This is a genomic window from Actinomycetota bacterium, assembly GCA_035759705.1.
In the GTDB taxonomy this organism is placed as follows: Bacteria; Actinomycetota; CADDZG01; order JAHWKV01; family JAHWKV01; genus JAJCYE01.
Map to the genome: position 1 here is coordinate 1 of DASTUJ010000034.1, position 20,689 is coordinate 20,689.

Genomic DNA, 20,689 nt, shown 5'->3' on the forward strand with positions numbered 1-20,689 from the left:
TCCCGGACCTCGGGCCAGAACTTGGACCGGTCCAGTCCCAGCCGGCGGTGGTAGGCGGCGGCCTCGCAACGGCTGACGATGAGGCCGGCGGCGTTGGCGTTGTTGAAGTCGAGGGTCGAGGGCCGGTCTACCTCGATAACCTGGCCCGCAAGCTGGCTTATCAACTGCATCGCGCTGGTGAAGGAGGCGAGCACGCCGTAGTCGACGCCGGCCGTGCCGTCGGGCGGGTACCCGACTCGGAGGGCGCTGACGTCGGACCCCGCGTACTGCGCCACCTCCGAGCCGGCCAGGACGTCGACCATTAGCGCCGCGTCGGCGACCGAGGAGGTAATCGGGGCGATGTGGTCCATCGACCAGCTGAGCCGGACGATGCCGGTTGAGGGCACCGTGCCGAATGTCGGCTTGAAGCCGACTACCCCCGAGAGCGCGGCCGGGATGCGGATAGACGCCCGCGTGTCCGTGCCAAGCGACGCCAGGCCCATGCCGGTGGCGACCGCTATCGCCGAGCCCCCCGAGGACCCACCCGGGATGCGGGCGGCGTTGTGCGGGTTGCGGCTCTGCGGGGTGGTAACCCCGAGCGCGAACTCGTGGGTGGTCACCTTGCCGAGCAGCACCGCGCCGGACTGCCTGAGGAGCGACACCGAGGAGGCGTCCACCTCGGGGAGGACGTTGTAGGCGGAAGAGCCGGCTCGGGTCGGGACGCCTGCCACGTCGATGATGTCCTTGATCGACACCGGAATGCCGTGCAGCGGCCCCCGCCCGGTTCCCGTGGCCAGCTCCTCGTCCAGCACCTCCGCCTGCGATCGAGCCAGTTCCTCGGTCACCTCGGCGAAGGCGTTCAGGCGCTGGTTGTCCCGCTCGACGGCCGCCAGGGACTCTTCGAGCAGCTCCTTGCACGAGATCTCGCCGCCCCGCAGCCTGGCCCCGGCCTTCCCGATCGCTCCGAGCGCCGGCTCTTTCGCCGGATTGAGCCGGATGACAGATCCCTCCCGGGGCTGCGGCCGGAAGTGGACCGCGGGAAGCTCGGTGTCCTTGATGCGCCGGGACGACACGAGGTTCACCGCCTCGGCCATCGCCCGGGTTGCCAGAGTCTCCGCCACCGTCACTCCTGAAGTCGCCCGCCCGATTCTGTGGACAGGCTACAGGTTGAATCGCCTGCGGGGGCACGGGGTGGGAGTAAGGTTTTAGTCGATGAGCACTACCGAGACCACCGGCGCCACCAAAAGGCTCTCGGGCTCCCGCGACTACTACATCGACTTCCTTCGCACCGCCAGCCTGCTCGTCGTAGTCATCTGGCACTGGATATTCACCGTGGTCGTCTGGCGGCAGGACGGTCCTCACGCCGGCAACCCCATCGGCTCGGTCCACGCGATGTGGGTGCTGACCTGGCTGCTGCAGGTCATGCCCGTGTTCTTTTTCGTCGGCGGGTTCTCGCACCTGGTGACCTGGGCATCGGTCAAACGGTCCGGAGGCGGCTACGGGAAGTTCGTCTCCCGCCGGCTGAAGCGGCTAATGGTGCCGACCGCAGTCATTCTCGGACTCGCTCTGGTGATCTCATTGGTCAGCGCGCGGCTCGTCCCCGAGATCACCTGGATCAACCGGGGACTGATCCTGCTGATCAGCCCGCTGTGGTTCCTCGGCCTCTACGTGATCCTCGTGCTGCTGACGCCGCTCGCCATCCGGCTCCATGAGGCGGGCGGCGAGATCGTGCCGGTGGTGATGGCGGGATGCGCCGCGCTGGTCGACATCCTGCGGTTCCGGTACCACCTCAAAGGGATCGAGCTGGTAAACATGTTCCTGGTGTGGGGGCTGGCCCACCAGATGGGGTTCTTCTGGGACCGGCTGGTCGCCGCCCCGCGCCGGTTTGCCTGGTGCCTGACCCTGGGCGGGTTCTTCGCCCTGATCGGGCTGACGAACATGGGGTTGTACCCCAAGAGCATGGTGGGGGTCCCCGGTGAGGCGATATCCAACATGGCGCCGCCCACCCTGTGCATCGTCGCCCTGACCCTGTTCCAGGTCGGCGTGGTCCTGCTGTTACGGGATTCGGTCAACCGGTGGATCGACCGGCCGGGGGCGCAGAAGCTGCTGGGCCTGGCATCGTCCAAGGCGATGACCGTCTACCTGTGGCACTGCCCGGGATTTGCCCTCGCGTACGCGCTTCTCACGGTCGTCGGCTTTTCGATACCGCAGACCACCAATACCTCCTGGTGGCTCCAGCGCCCCCTGTGGGCCCTGGCCCCGGCCCTCTGCACGGTCCCGCTCGTGATGGCCTTCAGCCGCTTTGAGAAGCGGGGAAGGCCAGCGAAGGCCTAACGCCCGCAGACGAGCGGGGGCCTGCCGGCCCCCACTTGGTCTAACGGACTAAACGGGCGCCTGCCGGCCCCCGCCTCAGTCGCTTTAGCGAGGCTCCACCGCCTGGCGCAGCGCCTTGTTCTGCTCGGCGATCTCGGGGGTCATTGCATCCCCGAAGTCGCTCAACTCGTAGACCTGGCGAATCTCAATCTCGCTTTCCTCGAGCATCGGGTTCGGGCAGCGCTTGACCCACTCGATGGCCTCTTCCTTCGACTTGACGTCGATCAGCCAAAAGCCTGCGACGAGTTCCTTGGTCTCGCTGAACGGGCCGTCGATGACAGTGCGGTCGGTGCCCGAGAACCTCACCCGGGCGCCCTTGGAGCTGGGCTGCAGGCCCTCTCCCGCCAGAAGGATGCCCGCCTTGGTCAGCTGCTCGTTGTAGTTGCTCATATCGGCGAGTAGCTGCTCGCTGGGCATGATGCCCGCTTCCGAATCTGCAGTGGCCTTGACCATAACCATAAAACGCATCGTGAACCTCCTTGGTTTAACCGGCCCGGCTCCGATTGCCTGATGGCCTCTGTGCCTCAACGTCGAACGGCGGCCCCTGGATTCGACACGGAGCTCGCAACTTTTTCGAAATCTACCGGGAACCGCTTGCGGCGATGCCGAACGTGCAGGCGGCCGCCCGAGCCTCGAGCAGGGTGCGCTCCCGGGCGTTCTGGGTCATCCCCGCTGCCCGCTCGAACTGCTCACGGGCCTCCTCCAGCCGGCCCAGCTTCTCCAGCAGGTCGCCCCGGACCGCCGGAAGAAGGTGGTATTCCTGCAGGACCTGCTCCTCCACCAGCGCGTCGACCAGCTGCAGCCCGATTGCCGGCCCGAACGCCATGGCGACGGCCATCGCCCGGTTGAGCTCGACCACCGGCGACGGAAGGATGGCGGCCAGCTGGGCGTAGAGCTCGGCGATGCGGACCCAGTCGGTCTCGCCGGCGCTGCGTGCCCGGGCGTGACAGGCCGCTATCGCCGCTTGTAGCAGGTAGGGGCCCGGGGTGCCGCCCAGCCGTTCGGCCCGTTCCAGGGCGGCCAGGCCCCGGCGGATAAGGATCTGGTCCCACCGGGCACGGTTCTGCTCCAGCAGCAGGACCGGCTCGCCTTTCGGCCCGGTCCGGGCGCGGGATCGGGATGCCTGGATCTCCATCAGCGCCACCAGGCCGTGGACCTCCGGCTCCTTCGGTGCCAGCTCGGCCAGGATTCGCCCGAGGCGGAGGGCGTCGGCAACCAGCTCTGGTCGCATCCAGTCGTCGCCGGCGGTCGCCGAGTAGCCCTCGTTGAACACCAGGTAAACGACCTCGAGCACCGAGGACAGGCGCTCGGCAAGCTCGGCGACCTGGGGGACCTCGAACGGCACCTTCGCGTCGGCCAGAGCCTTCTTGGCCCTGACGATGCGCTGCGCGACCGTCGGCTCGGGCACCAGGAAGGCCCGTGCGATCTCCCCCGTCGTCAGTCCGCCGAGGAGCCGGAGCGTCAGAGCGACCCGGGCGTCGGTCGAAAGGACCGGGTGGCAGGAGACGAACATCAGGCGGAGCAGATCGTCGCCGACGTCGTCCTCCAGGGCCGCCTCGAAGGCCTCCTCACCGGTGTCCGGCCGGGTCTCGAGGTCCCGGCCGATCTCCTCGTGCTTGCGGGCCAGCGTGGCGTTGCGGCGGAACTGGTCGATGCCCCGGCGCTTGGCCGTCGCCATCAGCCACGCCCCCGGGTTGTCGGGCATCCCGTCCCTCGGCCACTGCTCCAGCGCCGCGACCAGCGCCTCCTGCGCCAGATCCTCGGCCAGGCCGACGTCCCGGACGTAACGGGCGAGGCCCGCAATCAGCCGGGACGACTCGATCCGGTAGACCGCTTCGATTGCCCGGGAGGTCTCGGTGGCCGTCACGCTACCGATCAGACCATCGACCGGCGGCAAGCGCAAACCCCGTTCAGGGCTCGGGAACCGCCTGCAGGATCCCTCCCTCGACCACCAGGTCGACCGAGAGCGTCTTGTACCCCGCCTCGTCGAACAGCACCACGGTCTTGTCCGTGCCCTCGTAGCGGACCACCAGGCCGGTCCCGAAGGTTGCGTGCTCCACACGAGTGTTGAGTGGGAACGGCTGGCCGGCGGCCTCCTCGACCAGGTTGACGCCGGCCAGGCAGTTGTCGCAGTTGGGGCACGGGTCTTCGAAGTGCTCGCCGAAGTAGTTCAGCAGGAACTGCCTCCGGCAGTCCGACGTCTCGGCGTAGCTGCGCATCATCTCCACCCGGGACTCCTCCACCCGCCGATGGGCAAGCTCCGAGGCCGCCGCCTGCTCCGCGGCGGCAACCGGGTCGGTGCCTTTCACCCACCGCACCTCTCCCTCCACCGTCACCTTGACCGCATCGGCCCGCTCCAGTCGGTTCAGCGCAGTCGCCAGCCGGGTGTTGGACAGGTCCGTCTCCTCGCTCAGGGTTGTGACCGGCGTGGGGCTGGTCGCCTCGATGGTCCGGGCGAGGCCCTCCAGCACCTCCACGCCCAGGGGCGACCCGCCGGCGAAGAACCTGCGGAGACCCAGGTCATCGGGCCGGTAGAACAGGACGGCGTCGGCCGGTTCGCCGTCCCTGCCGGCCCTCCCGATCTCCTGGTAGTAGGAGTCCAGCGAGTCTGCCACCTCGTAGTGAAAGACGAACCTCACGTCCGGCTTGTCGATCCCCATGCCGAATGCGGTGGTGGCGACCATCACCTCGGCCGCATCGCCGAGAAACGACTCGTGCGCCTCGGTGCGCTCCCCCGCCGCCATGCCGCCGTGGTAGAAGGCGGCCTTGATACCGGTGCGCTTGAGCGCTTCGGCCAGTTCCTCGACGCCCTTCCTGGTCGCCGCGTAGACGATCCCCGGCCTGGCCGCCTCGGCAACCGCGTGCAGGAAATCGGACCTCTTGTCCTGTTCGTCCGAGTAGGTGCGTACCGCCAGGTGCAGATTGGGCCGGTCGAATCCCTTCACCACCGAGTCCGGCTGCTGCATGCGCAGCTGCTCGGCGATCTCCTCCCGGACGGGCGGGGAAGCGGTGGCGGTCAGCGCCAGAACCGGCGGGTGTCCCAGGGCGTCGATCACTGCGCCGAGCCTCAGGTAGTCGGGACGGAAGTCGTGACCCCAGGCGCTCACACAGTGCGCCTCGTCGACGACGAACAACGACGGCCCGGCCGAAACGATCTGCTCCAGCGTGTCGGGGTTGCGGAACTGCTCGGGCGCCAGGAACAGGAACTCGAGATCCCCGGCGGCGAAGTCCTCCAGGGCTTTGCGGCGTTCGGATGCGGAGATCGTCGAGTTGGTCTCGGCCGCCCCGCCCGCCGGGCTCCCCTCGAGCGCCTCGACCTGGTCCATCTGCAGGGCGATCAGCGGCGAGACCACCACCGTCGGCCCGTGTAACAGCTTGCCCGCAATCTGGTAGATCGCCGACTTCCCGGAGCCGGTGGGCATCACCGCCAGCGTGTCGTGACCCGCCAGCAGCGCCTGTACCGCCTCCCTCTGCCCGGGCCGCAGCATGTCGTACCCGAGTTCCGCTGCAGCCTTGTCGATACGATCGCGCCGTTTTCCCACGGCGACTTGGTACCCCGGCCCGCCCGCCCCAAACGGCCGGCATCCCGATGGCCCGTTCCCGGGACCGTAGTAGCCTCGGGTCTTGGACTCCTTGCTCGACATCCCGAAGTTGACCCGGCTCCTGCTCGCCAGCGGCCTCAAGGTCCTGCTGATCGTGGCGGTGACCCTGGCGGTCTTCAAGCTGGTCCGCGGCCTGCTGAGCCGGCTCGAGCGAAAGCTCGCGGTCGAGGACTCCCAGGCCGGCCGCAACCTGCTCCGGTCGACCACCCTGGTGTCGGTGCTCCGCAGCCTGTTCTCCGTCACCATCTGGCTGATCTCCGGGATGATGATCCTGGGCGAGCTTGGGGTCGAGGTCGGGCCCCTCCTGACCGCCGCCGGCATCGTCGGCGTCGCCGTCGGGTTCGGCGCCCAGAGCCTGGTCCGGGACTTCGTCAGCGGCTTCTTCGTTCTGCTGGAGGACCAGTACCGGGTGGGCGACTCGGTGGAGATCTCCATCGTCGACGGAGTGCTGGTCAAAGGGACCGTCGAGCGCTTCAGTATGCGGTCGACTGCCCTCAGGGAATCCGACGGCTCGCTCCACCATGTCGCCAACGGGGTCGTCCAGGTCGTCTCGAACCGGTCCGCCGGATGGTCGCAGGCGATCCTGGACATCGGCATCGCCTACGACCAGGACCTCAGTGAGGTGAAGGAAGCCCTGAAGAAGGCCGGCGAGCTGTTGCTGGCAGACGAGGAGTTGGGAGAGTACGTCTCGGAGACGCCCGAGATCCTCGGCGTCGAGGACCTGGGCGAGTCCCGGGTGACCGTCCGGGTGGTGGCCCGAACCCTGCCCGGCAGGCAGAAGGAGGTCGAACGGGCCTTCCGGCAGCACATCAAGGAGGCGTTCGAGAAGCACGGCATAGCCGCCGCCTAGAGCTCGAACGACGGCCGGAACGGGCCCGTGTCGTAGGTCCGCTGCCGGGCGTACTCGGCCCGCAGGTAGTGCTCGAAGCCGGCGTAGGCGCAGTTCGACTGCAGGTTGACGTACCGCCAGGCGCCTCCGTCGGGCACGAGCACCGCCGACGGGTCGAAGGTCACGCCCTTCACCGGAGGCAGGGAGGCAATTACCACGGACCGCTCCCGCACACCCTCCGGGTACACGAAGTCACCCTCTACCCGGCCGCCCGGGGCCACCAGACGGGTCCTGCGCTCACCCCGGGCGCCCGAGGGCCAGTCGCCGGGAACCGCCCTTCGCACGGCCGACGCCGGGAGCAGTTCCAGTTGCGGGAGGCCGTTGCCGGTCCTTAGAAACGACTTGTAGTCCTCGGGAAGGGTTGTCCCCAGCCGGGCCTCCAGCTCGGCCAGGTCCTGTTCGTCGACCGGGGAACGGTCCAGGCCCTCCCACGCCTCCTTCGGGTAGCTCATCACCCGGGACTCGGTCAGCTCCACGAGGCCGGCAAGGTCCAGCGACGCAGTCTCCTCGAAGGCCTTGCGGTTCCGGTCGACCAGCTCGCCGGCCAGCCGCGCGTTCTCCCGGGCCGCCGGGTAAAGCTCCTCCAGCCAGCTCCGGACGCTGGGGTAGCCGGTCAGGCCCCCCTCGAGGTCGCCGACCATCACCCGGCAGCACTCCAGCGCCGGGTCGTCGCCCACCTTGAGAAGGACGATCTCGCGCAGCCGGGAGCTGATCACCACCGACTCCAGGACGCCGGCAACCGGGGCGCGGAATCCGGCGAACTCCCCCGACTCGGTCAGGTACGTGAGGTCGACCGTTCTCGCCCGTGCATCGAACGGGAGGTCCTGCCCCGGGGAGCCGGCAAGCGTCAGCTCTGCCGGCGCCCGCAGATTGGCTCCCGGCGCGGCGGGAAGCAGCACCATCCGGCGGTACTCCTCCGGCAGATCGACGCCGAGGCGGGCCTCGGCGGCGTCGAGCGCGGTCGCGTCGAAGCCTGGGGCAGGGGTCTGCGGCGCCTCGGGGGCCTCCGAGCCCGACCCTGCCGGGACCCCGCACTGCAGCTGAGCCCGGTGGGAGTTGGAGACCGCGACGGCCGCCAGCAGGTCGTTGGTGGACCTCCCCGCGGCCTCGGCCGCGTAGCCCTGGAACCGGTCCGCTTCCCCGTCCAGCACGCCGGGCAGGTCGAAGCCCACCTGCGACGAGAGGCGCTCGGCCGCCTGGGGGACCAGCAGGAATGGGAGTGCGAACACGGCCAGGTAGATCGCCCCGATCGCCAGCCGGGCCCGTCTCGCCGGGGGGCGAACCCTCAACAGGTTGCGGATCGAACGGGCCCTCTCGACCCGGGAGCCGACGCCCTCCTCCACGCCCTCAGCCGCCAGGGCCTTCAGCAGGTGAAGCTCCAGCTTGGGGCACCGAAGCCCGGCCTCGCCGAGCTCGGCGGCCAGGCGGTCGGCCAGGCGCCGGTCGGCCCACCGCCGGCGCTGCCCGGCGAGCTGCCAGACGACCAGCAGCGCCAGCAGCGGGAAGCTCAGGGCCCACGCCAGCAGAAGCCCGGCGACCGCCGCCAGTCCCATGACCGCCCGTTCCACCGCCACCCAGTTCCTCGGGATCATCGCCTCCAGGACCCGACCGCCGTCCAGCGGCGGGATCGGAAGAAGGTTCAGGTAGTTAAGGCCGAGCAGGGCGAACGCGGCGGTCGACAGAACCCGGCCGGCCGAAGAGGAGGACCCGTCGAACAGCAGCCTCACGTAGACCGCCAGAAGGATCCACCCGAGGACGATTCCCGGCAGTGGCCCGGCGAGGCTGACTACCGCCCGGCGCGTGCCGCTCGGGTCCGACTCGACGCCCGTGGCCACGCCGCCGAGCAGCGGGATGAGCAGCATCCTCACGTGCCGGTAGCCGAAGCGCCGCATCGCCAGGAAGTGGCCGAACTCGTGGAACGCCACAACGGCCAGGAGGGCCACAGCCGACTCCCAACCCCAAAACAGCCCGCCCAGTCCGGCGAACGCCAGGCCGCTGAGCACAAACCGGCCCCACTGCCGGGGCGGCGGGGTTGCATCGGCGGCCTCGGCGGCAGCCAGCATCGCAACCTGCCGGTCAAGGGGAACCGGCCCGGTGCCGGCCCGAGGCTTCGGGGCCCGGTCCTCGGCCGCCAGCAGGCGGCCGACCCTCCCCCAGGGGGGCTTCAGACGGCCGTTTCGGGCCGGCCTCAGGCGGCCCTCGTCGACCAGCGCTCCCAGCATCTCGGAGTAGGTGCTCTCCACCTCCGCCGCCAGCTCCTCCGGCCCGGAGGACTGTCCAACGGCCGCCTCTCCGTGCTCCTGAACCCATAAACGGTGGGCGGCCAGGAGCTCGGAGACCGAGTCGGTCGGGACGCTGCGCCGCAACTGGCGGTCCGTGGAGGTGGAGGCGGACCGGACGTCGTGCCCAAAGCTCTGCAGGACGGCCCCACTCTCCAGCTGGGTGCTCGCCGAGAACCGAAGGACGTTGGGCCGGTGGTTCTCGGGCAGGAACAGCGCGATCTCGGTGGGGTCTGCGGGGTGGCGGTAAACGCAGAAGGGCCGGGGCCTGCCGTAGCCCGGCCCCCAGTCGACCTCGAACCAGGCGAAGCGTTCGAACCCCTCCGCCGACAGCTGCACATCCGCAGACCGCAACAGGTCGCCGTAGCCGGGGGGAGGTCCCTCGATCGCCCGGCACCGGATCTTCGCGGGGTAGGCAAGCGATCGGACCCTCTGCAGGCGCAGGGCAACCACCGGCCAGAGCAGGAGTAGTCCAATGGCTGCGATCTGCGGGAGGTAGTCCAAGGTTCAATGGTCGCGTACCCCCGCATCAAGAGCATGCGGGGTTCCCGGGGGCCGTAAATGGTTAGAACCCTTCAGGAACTGCTTTCAGATCGAGAGAGGAGAGGCCCATGTCTCTGCCACGTGTTGTGTCCCGCGAGGAGTGGCTCGCCGCCCGCAAGGAACTGCTCGAAAAGGAGAAGGAGTTCACCCACCGGCGGGACGCTCTGAACACCGAGCGGCGCAACCTGCCGATGGTGAAGATCACCAAGAACTACGTGTTCGAAGGCCCGGACGGCAAGGCCACCCTCCTCGACCTGTTCGACGGCAACCGGCAGCTGATGCTCGGCCACTTCATGTTCAACCCCGAGTGGGACGACGGCTGCGCCAGCTGCTCCGCCGGGTGCGACGAGGTCTCCGACGGCCTGCAGGAGCACCTGCTGAAGCGGGACACCCGCCTGGTGTACGTATCCCGCGCCCCCATCGCCAAGATCGAGGACTACAAGCGGCGGAAAGGCTGGAACTTCCCCTGGTACTCGTCGTTCGGCAGCGACTTCAACTACGACTTCGACGTCACCAACGACTCCTCGGTCGCCCCTCCGGTCTACAACTACCGGAGCAAGCAGGAGCACATCGAACACGGCACCGGGGACTACTTCGAGGGCGACGAGCCGATCGAGCAGCCGGGAATGAGCTGTTTCCTCAGGGACGGCGACGACGTGTATCACACCTACTCCACGTTCGGCCGGGGCGCCGAGCAGACCGGTGGCTCCTACTACTTCCTCGATCTGACGGCACTGGGCCGGCAGGAGGACTGGGAGGAGCCGAAGGGACGATCGGACGACGCCCGGGGCAACGTCCCCGACTTCGCCTCCTGACGGGATAAGCTGCGAGCGTGCCTACTTTCGAAGAGCTCGACTCGCTCACGTCCAAGCAACTCCACGACCGGGCGACCAAGACTGCGCTCAAGCGCCTGGACGTCGGCTTCTTTCTCGACCTGCTGGCAAGCATCCCCGCCGCCGAGATGGTGGCCGGCCACCGGGACGAGGCGAACGAGGACGTCGTAAGCCTCTCGGCCCGGCTACACGATGCGGTGCACGCCGACGAAGGCGAGCTGGCCGAGGCCATGCGCCCCTTCTACATCGACTACCTGCTCAAGCACCAGCACTAGAACCGGTCGACGAGGTAGAGCATCCCCAGGACGCTTGCGACCAGTCCGGCGACCAGCGCGGTTAGCGCCACCAGCACTATGAGAATGTTCCTGCCCGTGGTGCTCCTGGGCGTGTCGGGGCCGACGGGTGTGTCGGGGATCAAAAGCCATAGGACCAGGTAGACCACGATTCCGGGAAACGCCGCCGAGATCACGGAGATCAGGATGTAGAGGACCCGGATCAGGGCTGCGCTCTGCCCCGACCACTCGGCGAACCCCCCGCAGACCCCGCCGAAGATGCGGCGGGTTCGAGACCTTCGCAGGGACGGCCTTTCCGACATCTGTCCTCCTGTCTTTCGACTACATCGAGCTTACGGCACGGCCGAATGGCGCTGCCCCGTCGCGGGTAAATACCCGTGGTCAACGAATTTAGGGAGGGTAAAAGATGCCCGGGAGCAAGCACGGACCATCGGTGAAGGACCCCGAACAGTACGAGGCGCTTCGGGACGACGGAATGAGCAAGCAGAAGGCCGCGCGAATCTCGAACGCGTCGGCGAACGAGGGTCGCTCGAAGGTAGCCAAACGGGGCGGCAAAGGCGGCGACTACGAGGATCGGACCAAAGAGGAGCTACAGAAGAAGGCCCGGGAGGTGGGCATAGAAGGCCGCTCCAAGATGAACAAAAAAGAGCTGATCAAGGCCCTGCGCAACTCGTGAGGAACCCACGGCCCCTGCCCTCAGGCAGGGCCGTAAACCCTAGCTGATGGGCTGAGGCACCGCCCGGCCCGCGGTGTCGTGGTTGTCCTTGACCTCTTCGTGGTACTCGGCGTCGGTGTTGACCTTCCACGGGTCCATGTCGCCGCCCATGATGTTCCGGGCGGCCAGCAGTGCGGTCATCATCGAGTGGTCCTGGTTGTTGTACTTGTGCATGCCGTTGCGGCCGACCAGCTGAAGGTTGGGCATCTGCTCCTCCAGGAAGCGGCGGATCGTATTGACGTTTCGCTCGTAGTGCTCGTCGTAGACCGGGTAGGCCTTTTTCATGCGGACGACGGTGCCGTCGGTCACCTCGTCGGGGTCGACCAGGCCCAGGGCGGCAACCTCTTTTTTACCCAGCTCGATCAGCTCGGCGTCCGGGATTTGCCACAGGTCGTCGCCTACGGTACAGAAGTACTCCAGGCCCAGTGCGGTTTGGGAGGGGTCCGGCACCATCTCGGGGCTCCAGTTCTTGAAGTTCTGGATCCTGCCCAGGCGCACCGACGGGTCATGGATGTATATCCAGTTGTCCGGGAAGACCTTCGGGCGGTCGACCACGAGGATCACCGTGAAGTAGTCCCGGTAGCTGAGCGACTCGGCGGCTTCCCGGACTGCGTCGGGGGCCGGGGGGTCGACCATGCGGACCAGGTTCCTGATCGGCAGCGAGGAGATGAAGTGTGTGCCCTCGAAGGTCCTGCGACCCCTGGGGGTGGCACATTCGACCTCGTTCAGGCGGCCGTCGGAGTAGCCGAGCCGGGTGACCGGGTGGGCCATATGGACCGGGGTCCCCTTCGCCACCATCTTGGTGACGGCGGTCTCCCACATCATCCCGGGACCGAGCCTCGGGTACTCGAACTCCTCGATGAGGGTCTTGATGACCTGTCCCTCGGCGTTGGCCGGGGTGCGGGAGAAGGCGTTCCGGATTGCCTTCACCAGTGAGAGCCCTTTGATGCGCTGGGCTGCCCAGTCGGCCGAGATCTCGTTGCAGGGAATCCCCCACACCTTCTCGGTGTAGGTCTTGAAGAAGATCCGGTAGAGCTTGGAGCCGAAGCGGTTGGTGACCCAGTCCTCGAGCGACTTTTCGGGTTTGATCGGGCGGACCTTGGCTTTCGCGTAGCTGAGCAGGCACAGGATCGTCTGGAAGACGCCCAGCTTGGTCAGGGCGTCGACCGGCTTCAGCGGGTAGGCGAAGAACTTGTTGCGGTAGTAGATCCGGGACAGGCGGGGGACGGTCAGCCAATCCTTCGGGTCGAGGATCTCGTGCCAGAGCCTGGTGACCTCCTCCGCCTTGGTGAAGAAGCGGTGGCCGCCGATGTCGAAGCGGAACCCCTTGTAGGACGCGGTACGGGCGATCCCGCCGACCTTTTCCGGGTCGGACTCGAGGACAACTACGTCGACCGCGTTCTCGGTAAGCTCCCACGCCGCGGTAAGCCCGGCGGGGCCGGCGCCCATCACTACCACCTGGGGGCGGGCACCGCTCAGACTCTCGCCGGGCAGCCGTGAGGGTGCGTCGGTCTTTTGGGACAGGGCATTTGGGTTTATCTCAGCACCCCTTTCGGGAGGGACAACGCGGCAAGTCAAGGGCTCAGCTCGCTGCCTGAGTCTTGGAGACGATGCCCTGTTACGCCACCGGCCAAACCTAGGCGAGGGGCGAGCGGGGTTTCTAGCCGGCTAGTCCTGCAGCCGTCGGAACGGCTGCGCCGCTCGGGGCTGGGAGCGGAACCAATGATTCGGGCTGTTCGGCCGAGCCGGATATCCGGAACAGGCGATCCAGCCCGGTAACCTCCAGAACCCTCGAAACCTGGGGGCTGGGGGCGAGCACGAGAAGCGACCCACCAGGCTCCAGGAGCCTGTAGGTCCGGATCAACGCGTTCAAGCCGGTCGAGTCGATGAATGTAACAGTCGACAGGTCCAGGGCGACGAGGTTGTGGGTTTCGGCGACGGAGGACAGGTAACTTTGAAGGTCATCGGCGTTTGCCATGTCGATCTCGCCGGCGACCGTTACCACCGTCCACGCACCGGCCTGCTGATGTTCGAGTAAAAGTTCCAGCGCTTTCTCCTGATTTCGAATCGGTTCCTGAGCAGGCAACGGTACGGCGAGCTACGGCAGGCGTCTGTCCGTAATCGAACATTGCAGGGAATTTTCTTCAAAGTTTGGGTAACACATCTCTTATGCGGACCGAGACTGCAACGCCCCAGACGACGTACCAGGACAACTCGCTGCTGAAACACCTGCCCGAACTCGTCCGGGAGCCTCTTCTGGCCGAGGCGAGGCTGGAGCCCCTTCCAGTCGGGACGGTGCTCTTCGAGGCGGGCGACGTGGTTCGCAAGGTCTACTTCCCGGTGGCCGGGGTGATCTCAATGGTCACGAGCATGATGGACGGCAGCGTCATCGAGCTGGCAACCGTCGGCCGGGAGGGTTTGTGCGGGATGCCCATGGCAGTGGGCCCCGGAGGTGTCGCAAACCTGAAGGCGATGTCGCAGATTGTCGGGGACTCGATCACGATGGACGCCGGTGTGTTTCGCCGTGAGCTCCGCAAAAAGGACCGGCTGGCGGAACTCGTGGACCAGTTCCAGCAGGCGCTTTTTATGTTGGTGGGCCAGAACGCTGCGTGCAACCGTCTGCACACCATCGACCAGCGGTGCGCTCGCTGGCTGCTGATGACCCACGACCGGGTCGGGGCCGACCAGTTCCGCCTGACCCACGAGTTCCTGGCGCAGATGCTCGGCTCGCGAAGGGTGTCGGTGACCCAGGCCGCGTCGTCCCTCCAGGAGTTGGGGGCGATCAGCTACCAGCGCGGAGAGATCACCGTGCTGGATCGCAACAAGCTGCTGAGCAGGACCTGCGAGTGCTACGACGTGGTCACCGGGGCATTCGCCGGGCTCTACAAGCGCTGACCCTGGACGTCCGTAGCCGGTAGCAGCGCCCCTCGCTGACGCCGAGCGCTTCCCATACCGCAGGGCGTTCTGAGACAACCAGCCGCAGCCACCCCTTCTGGGAACTCTTTCGATTGTGAGTTGTCCGGGCTAGAGCTAATCTCGTAGAGAGGCAGGTAACCGTCAAGCGACAGGAGCTACCGAACGAATCGACCCATTGAGCCCCCGGCCGGAGGTCGACGGCGGGCTTCGCCGGCGGCGGTTCCCGACGCCTTCGTGAGGTGGGTCCCCTGACGGTGTTTCCCAACCGGCGTGACAAGCGGCAGGCCTCGACGCAAATGCGGCTTGAGGAGGAGAGCCGCCGGGCCGAGGCGATGTTCCAGGGCCTTCTGGAGAGCGCCCCCGACGCGATCGTTGTAATGGGCTCCGACGGGCTCATCAAGCTCGTAAACCGGCAGACCGAAGTCCTTTTCGGGTACTCCAGGGACGAATTGATCGGGCAGCCGGTTGAACGGCTCATCCCCGAGCGCCTGGCCGTCAGGCACCCCGAGCTCCGCCACGGCTACTTCTCCGTGCCCACAGTCAGGGCGATGGGCGCAGGTCTGGAGCTGGCGGCCCGGCGCAAGGACGGGACCGAGTTTCCGGTCGACATCTCTCTCGCCCCACTCGAGACCGAGGAGGGCACCCTCGTATCGGCAGCCGTGCGGGACATCACGGAACGCAGGCGGGCCGAAGCCAAGTTCCAGGGCCTGCTGGAGAGCGCCCCCGACGCGATCGTCGTCGTTGGCTCCGACGGGCTCATCCGGCTGATCAACCGCCAGACCGAGGTCCTGTTCGGATACACCAGGGACGAGCTGATCGGCGAGCCCGTCGAGCGGTTGATTCCCAAGCGCCTCGCCGAGCACCACCCCGACCTGCGCACCGGTTACTTCTCGGCGCCGGCGGTCCGGGCGATGGGGGCCGGCCTGGAGCTGGCGGCCCGGCGCAAGGACGGGACCGAGTTTCCGGTCGACATCTCTCTCGCCCCGCTCGAAACCGAGGAGGGCGTGCTGGTGTCGGCCGCCGTGCGCGACGTGACGGAACGAAAGCGTGCAGAAGCCGAGCTCCGCGAGCGGGAGGAGCAGCTGGCCGCCGCTCGGGACCAGGCGCTCGAAGCTTCCCGCCTGAAGTCGCAGTTCCTCGCCAACATGAGCCACGAGATCAGAACCCCCATGAACGGTGTCCTGGGGATGGCCGAACTGATACTTACCGACGACCTCCCGCCCCAGCAGCGGGAGCGGATGAAAAACCTGAAAGAGTCCGGCCAGGGCCTGCTGACGATCATCAACGACATCCTCGACTTCTCCAAGATGGAGGCCGGAAAGCTCGAGCTGGAGGAGGAGACATTCGACCTGGTGGCCGTCGCCCGGGGGGTGCTCGGGCTGCTCTCGAGCGAGGCGGCAGCAAGGGGGCTCTACCTGAAGCTCGACCTGGACCCGGAGGTGCCCCGCTGGGTCTGCGGGGACTCGGTCCGGTTGAGGCAGATCCTGCTGAACCTGACCGGCAACGGCATCAAATTCACCCATCGGGGGGGCGTGACCTTGGGTATCCGCCGGTCGGACCACAACCTTCGGTTCACCGTAACCGACACCGGCGTCGGCATGGACCCCTCCTCCAAGCAGCGGCTGCTGGAGCCCTTCTCTCAGGGGGACGCCTCCACCACCAGGGAGTACGGCGGCACCGGCCTGGGCCTGGCCATCTGCTCTCAGCTGATCGAGCTCATGGGCGGGACCCTCGACCTCAGCAGCGAGCTGGGGGCCGGGACCAGCTTCTGGTTTGAGATCACGCTGCCCCCCGCGGAGCCCCCCTCATCGGACGGCGCTCTGGAGCAACCGGTCCCGCCGGGAGGCTTGAACGGGTCGAAGGAGCGCGGGGGGCGCATTCTCCTGGTCGACGACGTGGCCATCAACCGTGTCGTCGCCAAGGGCCTGCTGGAGAACCTGGGTTTCGAGGTCGTGACCGCATCATCGGGCGTCGAAGCGATCGCCAGCGTCGAGCAGAACGAGTACCTGGCGGTCCTGATGGACTGCCTGATGCCGGGGATGGACGGCTACGAGACGACCCGCAGGATCAGAGCCCTGGACGGTGAGGTCCAAAAGGTCCCGATCATCGCCCTGACCGCAGCAGCGATGAGTGGCGACCGCGAACGGTGCCTGGCCGCAGGCATGGACGACTACATCTCAAAACCGCTCGACCTCCCGAGCCTAAGGGCAGCCCTCGACCGCCAGACCGGGGGCCACCGGACGCAGGCGGACAAGGCGGCGGGCACTCCCCCGCTCGAAGGTGCCGACTCGGAGCTGGCGGAACGGCTCGCCGACTTCAAAAGCCGATTCCCTGCGGAGACCTTTCGAAGGATCTGTGAAGAGTTCCTGGCGTCCACCCCCCAGCTGCTGGCGGACATCCGTGCGTCGCTGGAGGCCGGAAACCACGGGACCACGGCGTCCCTGGCGCACAAGCTCAAGGGCAGCATGGGCACGTTCGGGGCGCTCCGGATGAGCGAGCTGGCGCAGCAGTTGCAGACCGGAAGCGGCGACCGGCCGGCGGCGGAACTGCTGGACGAGCTGGACGCCCGTTTCCGAGCGGCCGGCGCCGCGGTGGCCGCGGAGGTGGCCCCTACCCCGTGAAGGTGCTGGTTGCGGACGATGACTCACTGCTCCTGGAGCTGCTGCGGGGCTTGCTGGAGACGGTGGGGCACGAGTGCATCACCGTGACGGACGGGGAGGCCGCCTGGGACCACCTGGTTTCCCAGGGCGCCGACATCGTCATCAGCGACTGGCTGATGCCGGGCCTGAACGGGGTGCAGCTGTGCGAGCGGGTTCGGGCGCATCCCGACATCGAGTACCCGTACTTCATCCTGTTGACCTCACGCGGCGACCACAACGACGTTCTGACCGCCGTCCGGGCCGGCGTCGACGAGCACCTGGCCAAACCGCTGGATCTCGACGTGCTGGAGGCCCGCCTCATAGTTGCGGAGCGGGTTCGCACCCTTCACCGGGACATGAACCGGACCCGGCGGGACCTCGAGATGGCCAACCGGCGGCTGGACGAGGCAGCCCACCGGGATGCGCTGACGGGCCTCGGGAACCGCCTTAAACTCACCATCGACCTGCCGGGCATCCACTCCCGGTTCGAGAGGGAGGGTTACGTCTACAACATCGCCCTCTTCGACATCGACCGGTTCAAGGAGTACAACGACACCCACGGCCACCAGAAGGGGGACGCCCTGCTGGCCCAGGTGGGAGAGGTGTTCTTGAACCAGCTTCGCCAGGGCGACCTCATCTACCGCTACGGCGGTGAGGAGTTTCTGCTGGTGCTGCCCAACCGGACCATCGAGGAAGCGGCTCGAGGCGCCGACCGCTTCCGGCGCCTGGTGGCCGAGGCCACGGCCGGCCCCCACCTCCCCGCTTCCGCCACCCTCAGTGCGGGGGTGGCCCGGGTACTGCCTGGCGAATCCGTCGAGAACGTCATCGACCGGGCCGACAAGGCGCTTTACCAGGCAAAAAGAGGCGGCCGCAACCAGGTCGTGGTCGATTCGTCTGCCGTGCCCGGCTGATCGAAAGGTGCCGGCGGGCAACTGCTGCTAGCCTCATAAAAACGAGTTCAAGCCGGGGAGGTACCGCCGTGGAGGCCATCGAAGAGATCACCAGGGAAGAGTGTCTGGAGCTTCTTCAGACCAAAGCCAAGGTGGGGAGGGTCGCCTTCATCGAGGAGGGCAAGCCCATGGTGCTGCCGGTCAACTACCGGGCCGACCCCGAGTCGGTGGTCTTCTGCACCGCCGACGGGACCAAGCTGAGCTACCTGAAGGACGGGGCCCCCGCAGCGTTCGAGATCGACGCCGCCCGCAGCGCCAACCGCTCCGGCTGGAGCGTGGTCGTTCAGGGAACCGCCCGGGAGGTGACCGACGAGGGCGAGCTCTACGAACTGCGCCACGGGCCGTTGAAGTCCTGGGCAACCGACGCTTCCCAACACTGGATCCGAATTTCGATCGACCAGATTTCCGGCCGGAGGATTCCCGAGCCCTAAGCGGTTCTACGCGACCGAGCCTGGCTTGCGGCAGACCAGGGTTGCCGGCGCCAGCCTGGCCAGCTGGTCGCTGACGCTGCCGAGCAGCAGCCTGCTCGCTCCCCCCATCCCACTGGAACCGCAGACCACCAGTTCGGCGTCCTTCGCCAGCTGAAGAATCTCCTTGACCGGGTCCCCGGTCGGGCAGCTCACCTCGACCGCAAAACCGGCTTCCCGGAGCGGCTCGGCGGCCAGGTCGGCACTCTTGCGGGCGGCCTCCTGCAGGTAGCGGGCGATCTCTTCGGAGGGCAGGCCGTCCGGGATGAGTCGCTGGATGGTCGGAACGGCGTCGGCGACCGAGACCACCCTGACCGTGGCCTTCTTGGGGTCCGCGATGCCGATCAGCTCCTCCACCGCGTACATCGAGTCCTCGGACCGGTCGGTGGCCAGGAGGACCCGCACCTTGTCGGAGGAGGCGTCGAAGCGGTGGACTATCAGCACCGACGCCTCGCTCGAGTGGAGCACTCGGGTTGACGTGCTGCCGAGCAGGAGGTTATCCACCCACTTGGTGCTGCCCGCCCCCAGCGCTACCAACTCGTAACCGCCCTCGGCGACCCTCTCGAGTATCTGCAGGGCGGGAACGCCGGAACCGAGGTGGGAGTCCGCCTCGAAACCGTCCGACCGGAAGTTGGCCAGCTCGGCCTCGGCGACCTCCTGCGGCTGTGCCCGCCGTTTCCTCTCCATCCCATAGGACCACCCCTCCTGCGGGAAGGCGAACTCAACCGAGTCGCAGACGTTGACTGTGACGCTGATCTTGCCCGGCTCGGCCAGGCGCCTGAGCAGCAGCCCTGCGTCCTGCGACGGCTTTGCGCCGTTGCTCGCGAATAGAACCTTTTTCAAAAATGCCTCCACTCGCCGGCTGCCTTAGGTCTCCGTAGCATGGCCGAATAACCGTTGCTGCTCAAATGATGCTCTACAGACGCGCTCAGCCTGCTCACAGCTTGCTCCCAGGTTCGAGGCCCACCCTGGCTATATCGATCATCCAGGGCACCACTACTTCGGCCGCCTGACGTTCGACTGATCCACAACACAAAGCACCCCGGCCGCCAGGCGGCCGGGGTGCTTTTTTGGTTTAGGGCTTAGCCCTGTGCGACGTAGTAGTGGTTACCAAATCCATTGGGCATCCTGGTGAAGCCGGCAACGTGGGTCGGGGGGTTGCCGATCATGCGGGTGCCGTAAATCATGTTCTCGGTGCCCAGACGAAGGGGTCCGCGCTCGACGAAGGAACTGGTGCACATGGTGTCGTCTGCGGACTGCACTTCGAGCACGATGGTCTCGAAGCTCGGGACTACGTCGGACATAACCGACTTCTCGATGACGGCGGTGTCGGAATAAGACATGGTGCCTCCTTGTCCGGTTGTCGGACTGGTAGCAGAAGATCTACCCGTAGACCTGAGCGGAGTTGCTAGTCCGATCGTCTTCGCTTTTATCAAGTGCGAAGGATCTCTTCATGGGGAGTGCGGTGGGGGTCGGTTGACCCGTGGAAAGGTGTACCGCGCCTCCCGACATTAACACGCATGACAAAACAAATCTCTAGTTCAGCTTGCGTTCACTTAAATCGAAACCTATGTATCGAGGGGTTTGGGAATAGGTTCGGCGCTTGTGGGAAGAACCAGGGTTAGGACTCCAACCCAAGTCCTAAGGTGCGCCATGAGGTATCAAAACCGGCGTGACGCCGGGCAACGGCTCGGCGAGATCCTCCGCAACAATCACCTGCGCGACCCCGTGGTCCTGGCGCTCCCCCGGGGAGGTGTTCCCGTCGCTTTTGAGGTGGCCCGGGCCCTAGCCGCCCCGTTGGAGATCTTCGTCTCTCGCAAGATCGGCGCCCCCCGCCACTCCGAGTTCGGCATCGGGGCCATCGCCGAGGGAGGCGTGACGGTGTTCGACGAGGGGTCCGTAACCGCCCTCGGCCTGGGACCCGCCGAGCTTCAGCAGCTCGCTGCAGCGGAGGGAGCGGAGCTTCGGCGGCGGGTGGCCGCCTACCGGAAGGGCCGGCCCCTCCCGGTTCTCGCCGATCGGGACGTGGTCCTGGTCGACGACGGTCTGGCGACCGGGGTCACGGCCGCGGCGGCCCTGCGTTCGCTCAGAGGCCACCGTCCCCGGCGGCTCGTGCTCGCCGTGCCGGTGTGCGCTGCCCAGACCCGGGAACGCATGGCTTCCACTGCGGACGAGGTGGTCTGCGCCATGGCGCCGGCGTCGTTCCTCTCG

At 67.1% G+C, this 20,689-nt stretch carries 20 protein-coding genes; 10 read left to right on the plus strand and 10 right to left on the minus strand.

Annotation, left to right across the window (positions count from 1 at the left end; genetic code table 11):
• Positions 1–1,100: amidase (locus VFV09_01980; protein ID HEU4866472.1), on the minus strand; the 1,100-nt coding region annotated here is incomplete at its 3' end.
• 91 nt (positions 1,101–1,191) lie between these two features.
• Between VFV09_01980 and VFV09_01985 the strand changes: the two genes are divergently transcribed.
• Positions 1,192–2,313, plus strand: coding sequence for an acyltransferase (locus VFV09_01985; GenBank protein ID HEU4866473.1), 1,122 nt, complete (start codon positions 1,192–1,194; stop codon positions 2,311–2,313).
• Between the two features lie 84 nt (positions 2,314–2,397).
• Here VFV09_01985 and VFV09_01990 read toward each other — a convergent pair whose 3' ends face one another.
• From VFV09_01990 to VFV09_02000, 3 genes are all read right to left on the minus strand, one after another.
• Positions 2,398–2,820 (minus strand): YciI family protein, encoded by a 423-nt coding sequence (locus VFV09_01990; protein HEU4866474.1) that lies wholly within the window; start codon positions 2,818–2,820, stop codon positions 2,398–2,400.
• 112 nt (positions 2,821–2,932) lie between these two features.
• Complete coding sequence (locus tag VFV09_01995) at positions 2,933–4,219, minus strand: RNA polymerase sigma factor (protein HEU4866475.1); 1,287 nt, start codon at positions 4,217–4,219, stop codon at positions 2,933–2,935.
• A gap of 43 nt (positions 4,220–4,262) precedes the next feature.
• Positions 4,263–5,894 (minus strand): ATP-dependent DNA helicase RecQ, encoded by a 1,632-nt coding sequence (locus tag VFV09_02000; protein ID HEU4866476.1) that lies wholly within the window; start codon positions 5,892–5,894, stop codon positions 4,263–4,265.
• Between the two features lie 82 nt (positions 5,895–5,976).
• Here VFV09_02000 and VFV09_02005 point away from each other — a divergent pair, with 82 nt between their 5' ends.
• Positions 5,977–6,804, plus strand: a complete 828-nt coding sequence (locus tag VFV09_02005) for a mechanosensitive ion channel family protein (protein HEU4866477.1) — start codon at positions 5,977–5,979, stop codon at positions 6,802–6,804.
• Here the strand turns inward: VFV09_02005 and VFV09_02010 are convergent.
• Entirely contained in the window at positions 6,801–9,626 is a 2,826-nt protein-coding gene (locus tag VFV09_02010) for a site-2 protease family protein (GenBank protein HEU4866478.1), read from the minus strand. The genes VFV09_02005 and VFV09_02010 overlap by 4 nt on opposite strands.
• 107 nt (positions 9,627–9,733) lie before the next feature.
• Between VFV09_02010 and VFV09_02015 the strand changes: the two genes are divergently transcribed.
• On the plus strand, positions 9,734–10,480 hold the full coding sequence (locus VFV09_02015) for a DUF899 domain-containing protein (protein HEU4866479.1): 747 nt from the start codon (positions 9,734–9,736) through the stop codon (positions 10,478–10,480).
• Between the two features lie 17 nt (positions 10,481–10,497).
• A complete protein-coding gene (locus VFV09_02020) occupies positions 10,498–10,773 on the plus strand; it encodes a hypothetical protein (GenBank protein HEU4866480.1) in 276 nt (91 codons plus the stop codon).
• Here VFV09_02020 and VFV09_02025 read toward each other — a convergent pair.
• Positions 10,770–11,093 (minus strand): PspC domain-containing protein, encoded by a 324-nt coding sequence (locus tag VFV09_02025; GenBank protein ID HEU4866481.1) that lies wholly within the window; start codon positions 11,091–11,093, stop codon positions 10,770–10,772. The genes VFV09_02020 and VFV09_02025 overlap by 4 nt on opposite strands.
• 104 nt (positions 11,094–11,197) lie before the next feature.
• On the opposite strand from VFV09_02025, the gene VFV09_02030 reads away from it, so the two are divergent.
• Entirely contained in the window at positions 11,198–11,467 is a 270-nt protein-coding gene (locus VFV09_02030) for a Rho termination factor N-terminal domain-containing protein (GenBank protein ID HEU4866482.1), read from the plus strand.
• 39 nt (positions 11,468–11,506) lie between these two features.
• Here VFV09_02030 and VFV09_02035 read toward each other — a convergent pair whose 3' ends face one another.
• Together VFV09_02035 and VFV09_02040 are read right to left on the minus strand one after the other, a co-directional pair.
• Positions 11,507–12,964: an NAD(P)/FAD-dependent oxidoreductase gene (locus VFV09_02035; protein HEU4866483.1), complete on the minus strand. Its 1,458-nt coding sequence runs from the start codon at positions 12,962–12,964 to the stop codon at positions 11,507–11,509.
• A gap of 202 nt (positions 12,965–13,166) precedes the next feature.
• Positions 13,167–13,592: an STAS domain-containing protein gene (locus VFV09_02040; protein ID HEU4866484.1), complete on the minus strand. Its 426-nt coding sequence runs from the start codon at positions 13,590–13,592 to the stop codon at positions 13,167–13,169.
• Positions 13,593–13,675: 83 nt separating this feature from the next.
• Here VFV09_02040 and VFV09_02045 point away from each other — a divergent pair, with 83 nt between their 5' ends.
• The 4 genes from VFV09_02045 to VFV09_02060 all read left to right on the plus strand — a co-directional run bounded on the left by VFV09_02045 (position 13,676) and on the right by VFV09_02060 (position 18,442).
• Complete coding sequence (locus VFV09_02045; protein ID HEU4866485.1) at positions 13,676–14,401, plus strand: Crp/Fnr family transcriptional regulator; 726 nt, start codon at positions 13,676–13,678, stop codon at positions 14,399–14,401.
• Positions 14,402–14,718: 317 nt separating this feature from the next.
• The gene (locus VFV09_02050) at positions 14,719–17,043 is read left to right on the plus strand and encodes a PAS domain S-box protein (GenBank protein ID HEU4866486.1); all 2,325 of its coding nucleotides are present in this window, start codon (positions 14,719–14,721) and stop codon (positions 17,041–17,043) included.
• On the plus strand, positions 17,040–17,972 hold the full coding sequence (locus VFV09_02055; protein ID HEU4866487.1) for a diguanylate cyclase: 933 nt from the start codon (positions 17,040–17,042) through the stop codon (positions 17,970–17,972). Before VFV09_02050 ends, VFV09_02055 begins: the two co-directional genes overlap by 4 nt.
• A gap of 68 nt (positions 17,973–18,040) precedes the next feature.
• Positions 18,041–18,442, plus strand: a complete 402-nt coding sequence (locus VFV09_02060; protein ID HEU4866488.1) for a pyridoxamine 5'-phosphate oxidase family protein — start codon at positions 18,041–18,043, stop codon at positions 18,440–18,442.
• Positions 18,443–18,448: 6 nt separating this feature from the next.
• On the opposite strand, the gene VFV09_02065 is transcribed toward VFV09_02060, so the two are convergent.
• Both VFV09_02065 and VFV09_02070 read right to left on the minus strand, forming a co-directional pair.
• A complete protein-coding gene (locus VFV09_02065; protein ID HEU4866489.1) occupies positions 18,449–19,321 on the minus strand; it encodes a universal stress protein in 873 nt (290 codons plus the stop codon).
• Between the two features lie 239 nt (positions 19,322–19,560).
• A complete protein-coding gene (locus tag VFV09_02070; GenBank protein ID HEU4866490.1) occupies positions 19,561–19,821 on the minus strand; it encodes a hypothetical protein in 261 nt (86 codons plus the stop codon).
• A 310-nt stretch (positions 19,822–20,131) separates the two neighbouring features.
• On the opposite strand from VFV09_02070, the gene VFV09_02075 reads away from it, so the two are divergent.
• Positions 20,132–20,689: phosphoribosyltransferase family protein (locus VFV09_02075; protein HEU4866491.1), on the plus strand; the 558-nt coding region annotated here is incomplete at its 3' end.

Coding starts and splice junctions, on each gene's coding strand:
- VFV09_01985 (HEU4866473.1), top strand. CDS start 1,192: ATGAGCACTACCGAGACCACCGGCGCCACCAAAAGGCTCTCGGGCTCC.
- VFV09_01990 (HEU4866474.1), bottom strand. CDS start 2,820: ATGCGTTTTATGGTTATGGTCAAGGCCACTGCAGATTCGGAAGCGGGC.
- VFV09_02015 (HEU4866479.1), top strand. CDS start 9,734: ATGTCTCTGCCACGTGTTGTGTCCCGCGAGGAGTGGCTCGCCGCCCGC.
- VFV09_02025 (HEU4866481.1), bottom strand. CDS start 11,093: ATGTCGGAAAGGCCGTCCCTGCGAAGGTCTCGAACCCGCCGCATCTTC.
- VFV09_02030 (HEU4866482.1), top strand. CDS start 11,198: ATGCCCGGGAGCAAGCACGGACCATCGGTGAAGGACCCCGAACAGTAC.
- VFV09_02045 (HEU4866485.1), top strand. CDS start 13,676: ATGCGGACCGAGACTGCAACGCCCCAGACGACGTACCAGGACAACTCG.
- VFV09_02050 (HEU4866486.1), top strand. CDS start 14,719: ATGCGGCTTGAGGAGGAGAGCCGCCGGGCCGAGGCGATGTTCCAGGGC.
- VFV09_02070 (HEU4866490.1), bottom strand. CDS start 19,821: ATGTCTTATTCCGACACCGCCGTCATCGAGAAGTCGGTTATGTCCGAC.